This is a genomic window from Stutzerimonas stutzeri (assembly GCF_000935215.1).
Classification (GTDB): Bacteria; Pseudomonadota; Gammaproteobacteria; order Pseudomonadales; family Pseudomonadaceae; genus Stutzerimonas.
In genome coordinates, this window is record NZ_JXXD01000102.1 from 1 (window position 1) to 7505 (window position 7505).

Annotated in this window: 6 protein-coding genes; 1 reads left to right on the forward strand and 5 read right to left on the reverse strand. The window is 63.6% G+C overall.

Annotated features, from left to right (window positions below):
* Positions 1–194: 194 nt before the first annotated feature.
* The 5 genes from rimI to LO50_RS11745 all read right to left on the reverse strand — a co-directional run bounded on the left by rimI (position 195) and on the right by LO50_RS11745 (position 5750).
* Positions 195–647, reverse strand: coding sequence for a ribosomal protein S18-alanine N-acetyltransferase (gene rimI / locus LO50_RS11725; RefSeq protein ID WP_003281964.1), 453 nt, complete (start codon positions 645–647; stop codon positions 195–197).
* A gap of 9 nt (positions 648–656) precedes the next feature.
* Positions 657–1466 (reverse strand): hypothetical protein, encoded by an 810-nt coding sequence (locus LO50_RS11730; RefSeq protein WP_044315106.1) that lies wholly within the window; start codon positions 1464–1466, stop codon positions 657–659.
* Positions 1463–3007 carry a 2-isopropylmalate synthase gene (locus tag LO50_RS11735; protein ID WP_044315107.1) on the reverse strand — a complete coding sequence of 515 codons (1545 nt, stop codon included), beginning with the start codon at positions 3005–3007 and terminating at the stop codon, positions 1463–1465. The genes LO50_RS11730 and LO50_RS11735 overlap by 4 nt, the downstream gene beginning before the upstream one ends.
* Before the next feature lie 380 nt (positions 3008–3387).
* Positions 3388–4626 (reverse strand): saccharopine dehydrogenase family protein, encoded by a 1239-nt coding sequence (locus tag LO50_RS11740; protein WP_044315108.1) that lies wholly within the window; start codon positions 4624–4626, stop codon positions 3388–3390.
* Between the two features lie 26 nt (positions 4627–4652).
* Positions 4653–5750 (reverse strand): carboxynorspermidine decarboxylase, encoded by a 1098-nt coding sequence (locus tag LO50_RS11745; protein ID WP_044315109.1) that lies wholly within the window; start codon positions 5748–5750, stop codon positions 4653–4655.
* 262 nt (positions 5751–6012) lie between these two features.
* On the opposite strand from LO50_RS11745, the gene mksB reads away from it, so the two are divergent.
* The gene (gene mksB / locus LO50_RS11750; RefSeq protein ID WP_044315110.1) at positions 6013–7299 is read left to right on the forward strand and encodes an Mks condensin complex protein MksB; all 1287 of its coding nucleotides are present in this window, start codon (positions 6013–6015) and stop codon (positions 7297–7299) included.
* Positions 7300–7505 lie beyond the last annotated feature (206 nt).

The window sequence follows — 7505 nt, forward strand, 5'->3', positions numbered from 1 at the left end:
CCGGAGCCTCTGCCCGAGGTATCAGTCCAGTAGACGTAGGGTGGATGTCGCTTTTTACATCCACCGTGACGCGAGCACGGTGGCTCGGTGAAGCGTGATCCGCCCTTCGAGAGCGGCAACGGTCGGAGATCGGCAACCTCGAGACGTAGACGCCGGCGAGCTCCGGCTCAGAGCTGGAGCTCCGCCCGCAGCAGTTAATCCAGCAGCGTACAGGCCATCACCAGCGCATCTTCACGGCCGTCTGCCGCCGGGTAGTAGGCCCGGCGCCGGCCAACTTCGTTGAAGCCATAACGCTCGTAAAGCCGATAGGCCGTGGTGTTGCTCGCACGTACTTCGAGGAAGCATTCGCGGCCGCCGCGTTCGCGGGCACGCTCCATCAGATGCTCGAGCAGGCGCAGGCCGAGGCCGCGGCCCTGGCTCTGCGGCTTGACGGTGATATTGAGCAGGTGCGCCTCGTCGAGGATCAGGTTGATCACACCGTGGCCGACCTGCTGCTCGCCCTCGAACATCACCCAGCACTCGTAGGCACTCAGCGCGTCGTTGAAGATGCCGCGCGTCCAGGGGTGACTGAAGGCGGCGTACTCGATCTTCAACACGGCTTCGATGTCCGCCGCGGTCATCGGGCGGAAGCTGACAGCATCACTCATCACACGTACTCATGAACCTATGTGCCAGCGCGGCATGCTGCGGCGCAAGGTTTTCCACAGCTCGGCCTTGGCAGCCGGCTGCTCCATCAGCTGTTCCAGGCCGGGCATCGCCAGTGCGCGACCGAGCCCTTCGACAGCCAGTTCGCGATAGCAAGCGTCGACATCCACTTCACCGGCGAAACGCAGCGCCGGACGACCGATCAGCCAAATGCAATCGCAGCCCATGTTTTCCAGCTCGGCGGCCATCACGCCCTGCACGTAATCTCGTGCGGCTTCTCCACCCTGGTCGAGGCTGCCCTTGTTCAGCAGCGGCCAGCGAATCGGCTCGCCATCGCCGACCTGCTGCGGCTTGTCCGGCAGGCGTGCGGCGCGCAGCAGGTCCTTGAGCAGGATGTAGGCCGGGTCGCGGCTCTGGAAGGATTCGCCGGTGGGCAATTCCACCACCAGCAACACGTTGCCGGCGCGCATCAGCTGCAGCGAGAAACGTGGCGGTGGCTCGATGGGTTTGGCCGGTTCGGCCGCCTGTTCTACCGCCGCAGCAGCAACCGGTTCCGGCTGCTTGGGTTCCGGCATGGCGATACGTGGGCGCGGCGCTTGCGGCTGCTCGACTGCCGGCGCTGCGGCCGACCGCTCCGCAACTGGAGCGGCCACGGACACCTCTGCTACAGGTGCAGCGGCAATCTCTGGCTCCGCTTCGGCCGCGACCGGCAACAGCAACTCCGGCCGCGACGGTGCGGCGAACGGCAGCTCAGTACGCGGCAGCCAGCTGGCTACCTGCATGGCGTCGAGGTAGGCGCGACGCCGGGCTTCGTTGATCAAACGCCTTCCACCTGCGGATGTGCCTTGGCGCCGACCTGCATCAGGTTCAGCGCGTTGAGGTAAGCCTTGGCCGAGGCGACGACGATATCGGTATCGGCGCCGTTGCCATTGACGATGCGTCCGCCCTTCTCCAGCCGCACGGTGACCTCGCCCTGGGAGTCAGTGCCCTGGGTGATGGCGTTGACCGAATACAGCTGCAGCGTGGCGCCAGAATCGGCAATCGCCTCGATGGCCTTGAAGGTTGCATCGACCGGGCCGGAACCCTGGGCTTGGGCACTACGCTCGGCGCCGTCGACGCTGAGCACCAGCTTAGCCTCGGGGATGGTGCCGGTCTTGCTCGCGACTTCCAGGGTGGCCAGCTTGAAGTGCTCAGGCGCTTCGTCGGCCAGGGTGTCGGAGACCAGTGCCTGCAGGTCTTCGTCGAAGATTTCGTGCTTCTTGTCCGCCAGCTCCTTGAAGCGGGCGAACGCGGCATTCAGCTCGTCGCCTTCCAGAAGGATGCCCAGCTCATCCAGACGCGAACGGAATGCGGCGCGGCCGGAATGCTTGCCCATCACCATCTTGTTAGCGTTCCAGCCAACCGACTGGGCGGACATGATTTCGTAGGTTTCGCGGTGCTTGAGCACGCCGTCCTGGTGGATGCCCGACTCGTGGGCGAAGGCGTTGGCGCCGACGATGGCCTTGTTCGGCTGCACCGGGAAGCCGGTGATGCCCGACACCAGGCGCGAAGCGGCGAGGATGTGCTCGGTCTCGATGCGGGTGTGCACATCGAGCAGGTCCTGGCGGGTCTTGATCGCCATGACGATCTCTTCCAGCGCGGCGTTGCCGGCACGCTCGCCGAGGCCGTTGATCGTGCACTCCACCTGCCGCGCACCGGCGACCACTGCCGCGAGGGAGTTGGCCACGGCCAGACCCAGGTCGTTGTGGCAATGCACCGAGAACACCGCCTTGTCAGCATTGGGGATGCGTTCGAGCAGCTGGCGGATGGTGTCGGCGTACTGGTGCGGAATCGCATAGCCGACGGTGTCCGGGATGTTGATGGTGCGCGCACCGGCGTCGATGGCAGCCTCGATGATGCGGCAGAGGAAATCGATCTCCGAGCGGCCAGCATCCTCGCAGGAGAACTCCACGTCGGCGCACAGGTTGCGCGCCTTCTTCACCGCACGCACCGCCTGCTCGACCACCTGGTCCGGCTGCATGCGCAGCTTGTACTGCATGTGGATCGGGCTGGTGGCGATAAAGGTGTGGATGCGCCCGGAGTTGGCGCCGGCCAGTGCTTCGGCGGCACGCTCGATGTCGGCATCGACAGCGCGCGCCAGGCTGCACACGGTGCTGTCCTTGATGTTGTCGGCAACCAGCTTCACCGCGGCGAAATCGCCCGGGCTGGCGATGGCGAAGCCCGCTTCGATCACGTCCACCTTCAGCCGCTCCAGCGCACGGGCGATGCGCAGCTTTTCCTCACCGGTCATGGACGCGCCGGGGCTCTGCTCGCCGTCGCGCAGGGTGGTGTCGAAGATGATGACGCGATCGTTGCTGCTCATAGGAAATCCTCACGGCTGCCGAGCGCCTCTCAGGGGGCGCTGTAGTCCGCGGATTGTCGCGTGAAATGAACAAAGCGGAAAGGCGAAGCTGCGTTTGGCTTGGGTTGTTGCAGCGTTGGGTGAAAAACCGCGAAGCGTTTTCCACCAGCGTTCCCCGTCGGTGGAAAAGCCTTCGGCGTTTTCCACCCTACGCCAGAAAACACAAAGCCCGCCTTTAGGCGGGCTTTAGGCTGATCGAGCGAGCTAGAGCCATGCAAGGCAAAAACAGCACGTAGGGTGGATGTCGCTTTTTACATCCACCGCCGCGCCGCCAACAAAGCAAAAGGCCCCGCTACCAGAGCAGCGGGGCCTTTCGTTCTTGCGTGCAACTTGTCGCTGGCTTACTGATCCCAGGCCCGGTCGCCGTGCTCATCCTTGATCCGGGTCGGCAGACCCATCACATCGAGCAGCTTGAGGAACGGGTGGGCCGGCAGCTCTTCGACGTTGACCATGCGCTGCGCATCCCACTCGCCACGCGCTACCAGCAGCGCGGCGGCAACCGGCGGTACGCCGGCGGTGTAGGAGATGCCCTGGCTGTCGGTCTCGGCATAGGCTTCTTCATGGTCGGCAACGTTGTAGATGAACAGCTCGCGAGGCTGCCCGTCCTTCGTGCCCTTGACCAGATCGCCAATGCAGGTCTTGCCGGTATAGCCCGGCGCCAGCGAGGCGGGATCAGGCAATACGGCCTTGACTACCTTGAGCGGTACCACTTCCAGGCCTTCGGCGGTGCGCACCGGCTGCTCGGAGAGCAGGCCAAGGCTGTTCAGCACGGTAAAGACGTTGATGTAGTGCTCGCCGAAGCTCATCCAGAAGCGGATGTTCGGTACATCGAGGTGCTTGGACAGCGAGTGCACCTCGTCGTGGCCGGTCAGGTAGAGACTCTGTTCGCCCACGACCGGCAGGTCGTCGGTGCGTTTGACCTCGAACATGCGATTGGTCGTCCACTGGCTGTTCTGCCAGCTGTAAACCTGACCGGTGAATTCGCGGAAATTGATTTCCGGGTCGAAATTGGTGGCGAAATACTTGCCGTGGGAACCGGCGTTGACGTCGAGGATGTCGATCGACTCGATCTTGTCGAAGTATTTCTGCTGCGCCAGGGCAGCGTAAGCGTTGACCACGCCCGGGTCGAAACCGACGCCGAGGATGGCGGTGACGCCCTTTTCCTGGCACTCGGCCAGGTGCTTCCACTCGTAGTTGCCATACCACGGCGGCGTTTCGCAGATCTTGCCCGGCTCTTCGTGGATCGCGGTATCGAGATACGCGGCGCCGGTATCGATGCAGGCGCGCAGCACGGACATGTTGAGGAAGGCAGAACCGACGTTGATGACGATCTGCGATTCGGTTTCACGAATCAGTGCCTTGGTCGCTTCCACGTCCATGGCGTCCAGCGCATAGGCCTTGATTTCGCCGGGCTGCTTGAGCCCGCCCTTGGCTTGCACGCTGTCGATGATGGCCTGGCATTTGGAGATGTTGCGCGACGCGATAGCAATACGACCGAGTTCGTCGTTGTGCTGCGCGCACTTATGGGCCACCACCTTGGCGACACCTCCTGCACCAATGATAAGAACGTTTTTCTTCAATTGTTTCACCCCCTTGTACTGCGGCCTCAGGAAAGGCTGGACAGGTAATCGTTAAAGTCGAACTCACGAACCACCTCGACGCTGCCGTCGAGCTGCTTTACCACGATGGACGGCATTTTCAGGCCGTTGAACCAGTTCTTCTTGACCATGGTGTAGCCTGCCGCGTCGATGAACGACAGCCGATCGCCGATGGCCAGCGGACGATCGAATTGGTACTCGCCGAAGATGTCGCCGGCCAGACAGGATTTGCCGCACACCATGTAGCTGTGCTCGCCGTCGCTGGGCGCCATCTTGGCGTTGAGGCGGTAGATCAGCAGGTCGAGCATGTGCGCTTCGATCGAGCTGTCGACCACCGCGAGATTCTTGCCGTTGTACAGGGTGTCGAGCACCGTGACTTCCAGCGACGCACTCATGGTGATCGCCGCTTCGCCCGGCTCCAGGTAGACCTGTACGCCGAATTTTTCCGAGAACGCTTTCAGCCGCGCGCAGAAGGCATCCAGCGGATAGCCTTCGCCGGTGAAGTGGATACCGCCGCCGAGGCTGACCCACTCGACCTTTTCCAGCAGGTGGCCGAAGCGCTCCTCGATGGTGGTCAGCATCTGGTCGAACAGCTCGAAGCTGCTGTTCTCGCAGTTGTTGTGGAACATGAAGCCGCTGATCTTGCCGATCACCGCCTCGATCTTCGCTGGATCGTGCTCGCCCAGGCGGCTGAACGGCCGCGCCGGGTCGGCCAGCAGGTAGTCCGAGCTGCTGACCTGCGGGTTGACGCGCAGGCCACGGATGGTGCCCTCGGTGCCGGCCTCGAAGCGCTCCAGCTGGCAGATGGAGTTGAAGATGATCTTGTCGCAGTTGGCGACCATCTCTTCGATCTCGTCGTCGGCCCAGGCCACGCTGTAGGCGTGGGTTTCGCCGGCGAACTTCTGCCGGCCGAGCTTGAGCTCGTACAGTGAGGACGAGGTGGTGCCGTCCATGTACTGCTGCATCAGGTCGAACACCGACCAGGTGGCGAAGCACTTGAGGGCCAGCAGGGCCTTGGCGCCGGACTGCTCGCGCACGTAGGCGATCTTCTCCAGATTGCCCAGGAGCTTCTGTTTATCGATGAGGTAATACGGCGTCTTGATCATGTCTACGTGCCCCAGGTAGTTCGCCCGGCGGGAGCCGGCAGCCCCCCGTTTGCAAAAGCCGCGAATTGTGCCGATTACCAACGCATATCGGAATAGTTTTTCAACACTTCGTCATCATTCAGGACATCCGGTAATGCCGCTATCGGCGGCTAACGCCGATGGCAGACAGCCTAGCCCAGGTGCGATGACGTTCGGGTGAATTACCCGCCTGACGTCACGTAGTGCGTTTCCAGTCGCCGGGCGGCCCTTCACCCGGAGCTCAATGCAGTACAATTCGCGCTTTTTCACTGGCTGGACTGGCGCCTCGATGATCGAACCCAAGCGCGTACTGCGTGCCCTCGCCGAACACTGGACGTTGCTCGAGCCGCTGTGCGAGCGTTTCGACGCCGGCACCCTGAGCCTGGTCGAACTTCGTCATCAGCTGGCCGCGCAACTGCCCGAAGGCACGCCCACCGATATCACTGCCCTGCTCGACCAGTGGATCCGCCTGGACATCCTGGTGCCGGTGGCCAAGAGCCCCAACCGCTTCGAGCTGAACGCGCAGATCCACGACTTCCTCGCCTACCTGCGCCGCGAGCACCGCCTCGGCCTGTGCCTGGAGATCGAAGCCTACCTGCGCCATCTTGAGCGTCTGGCCGGACATATTCTCGATGCCTTCGAGATTCGCGACGGCAACGATCTGGCCCGCCAGTTGCGCCTGCTCGACATGCGCGTGCGCGATGTACTGAAGAAGCTTGATAACGACGAACAGGCGCTGGTCGCCGTGGCCGACCGGGCCAAGACCAGCGACCGTCAGATTCCGCTGCGCCAGCGCTATGCCGAGGTGCTGGCGACCTGGGACGAATACGTCGAGCCAATGATTCAGTTGGTTTCCGCCGACGGTGCCTTCGAGCAGGGCGTGCACCGCGTCGAGCAGGTACTGATGAAGCTACTCGGCGAGCAGCAGCGCCTCGGCCAGTTGGTGGACGACGATCTGCTCGTGCGCACCCATGCGCGCATCCTCGAGATGCAGACCACCGCCCAGCTGACGCTGCGCAAGGCCCGCGAGCTGCTGCTGCCGCTGCGCGAGGAAGCGCGCCGGCACAATGCCGTGACCCGCGGCGCGGCGCTGGCGCTGTCGGCGATCCGCAAGAAGGGCCTGGACGCCGTACCGCAGGCTTCGCTGCCATTGTTCACCCGTCCGCAGAGCACCTTTCTCGGCACCGCCAGCCAGGTCGAGGCCTACGTCTACGCCCTGGCCCGCTTCGAGCCGAAACCGGCGCAATTCCCCCGGGCCAGCGGCAAGCGCAAGGGCGAGCAACCGCGCGCACCGCGCACCGCCCGCGAGATGATCGAGCGCTGCCAGCAGGCACTGCCGCTACCGGACCTGATGGCCTGGCTGCTGGAGCAGGAACCCGAGGGCGCCACCGACGAGCTGCTCTACTGGTTCTCGCGCCTGTCCCGCGACGCCCGCTTCCAGCGCGACCGCCTGGAGCGCCGCGAATACCTGACCCGCGAGCACTGCGTCAGCCTCAGCTCCTTCGCGCTGGTGGCCAACGCCAATGGCTGATTCCTACGTAGGGTGGACAACGCGCAGCTTGCCCACCTCCAGCCACGCCGAATCGAAAAGGTGGAAAAGGCTTCGCCGCTTTCCATGGGGCGGTCTTCCATACTTCGCTCACATCCGGCATTACAGCCAGGCCCCGCAGCCTGCCCATCGTAAGGCTCAGGTCGACGTCGCTTTCCGCTCCCCGCACCAACAGCCCCCTCTCCCCT

What these genes read in the sequence shown, in the direction of transcription:
- rimI (WP_003281964.1), bottom strand. Translation starts at nt 647, where the DNA reads ATGAGTGATGCTGTCAGCTTCCGCCCGATGACCGCGGCGGACATCGAA.
- LO50_RS11735 (WP_044315107.1), bottom strand. Translation starts at nt 3,007, where the DNA reads ATGAGCAGCAACGATCGCGTCATCATCTTCGACACCACCCTGCGCGAC.
- LO50_RS11745 (WP_044315109.1), bottom strand. Translation starts at nt 5,750, where the DNA reads ATGATCAAGACGCCGTATTACCTCATCGATAAACAGAAGCTCCTGGGC.
- mksB (WP_044315110.1), top strand. Translation starts at nt 6,013, where the DNA reads ATGCAGTACAATTCGCGCTTTTTCACTGGCTGGACTGGCGCCTCGATG.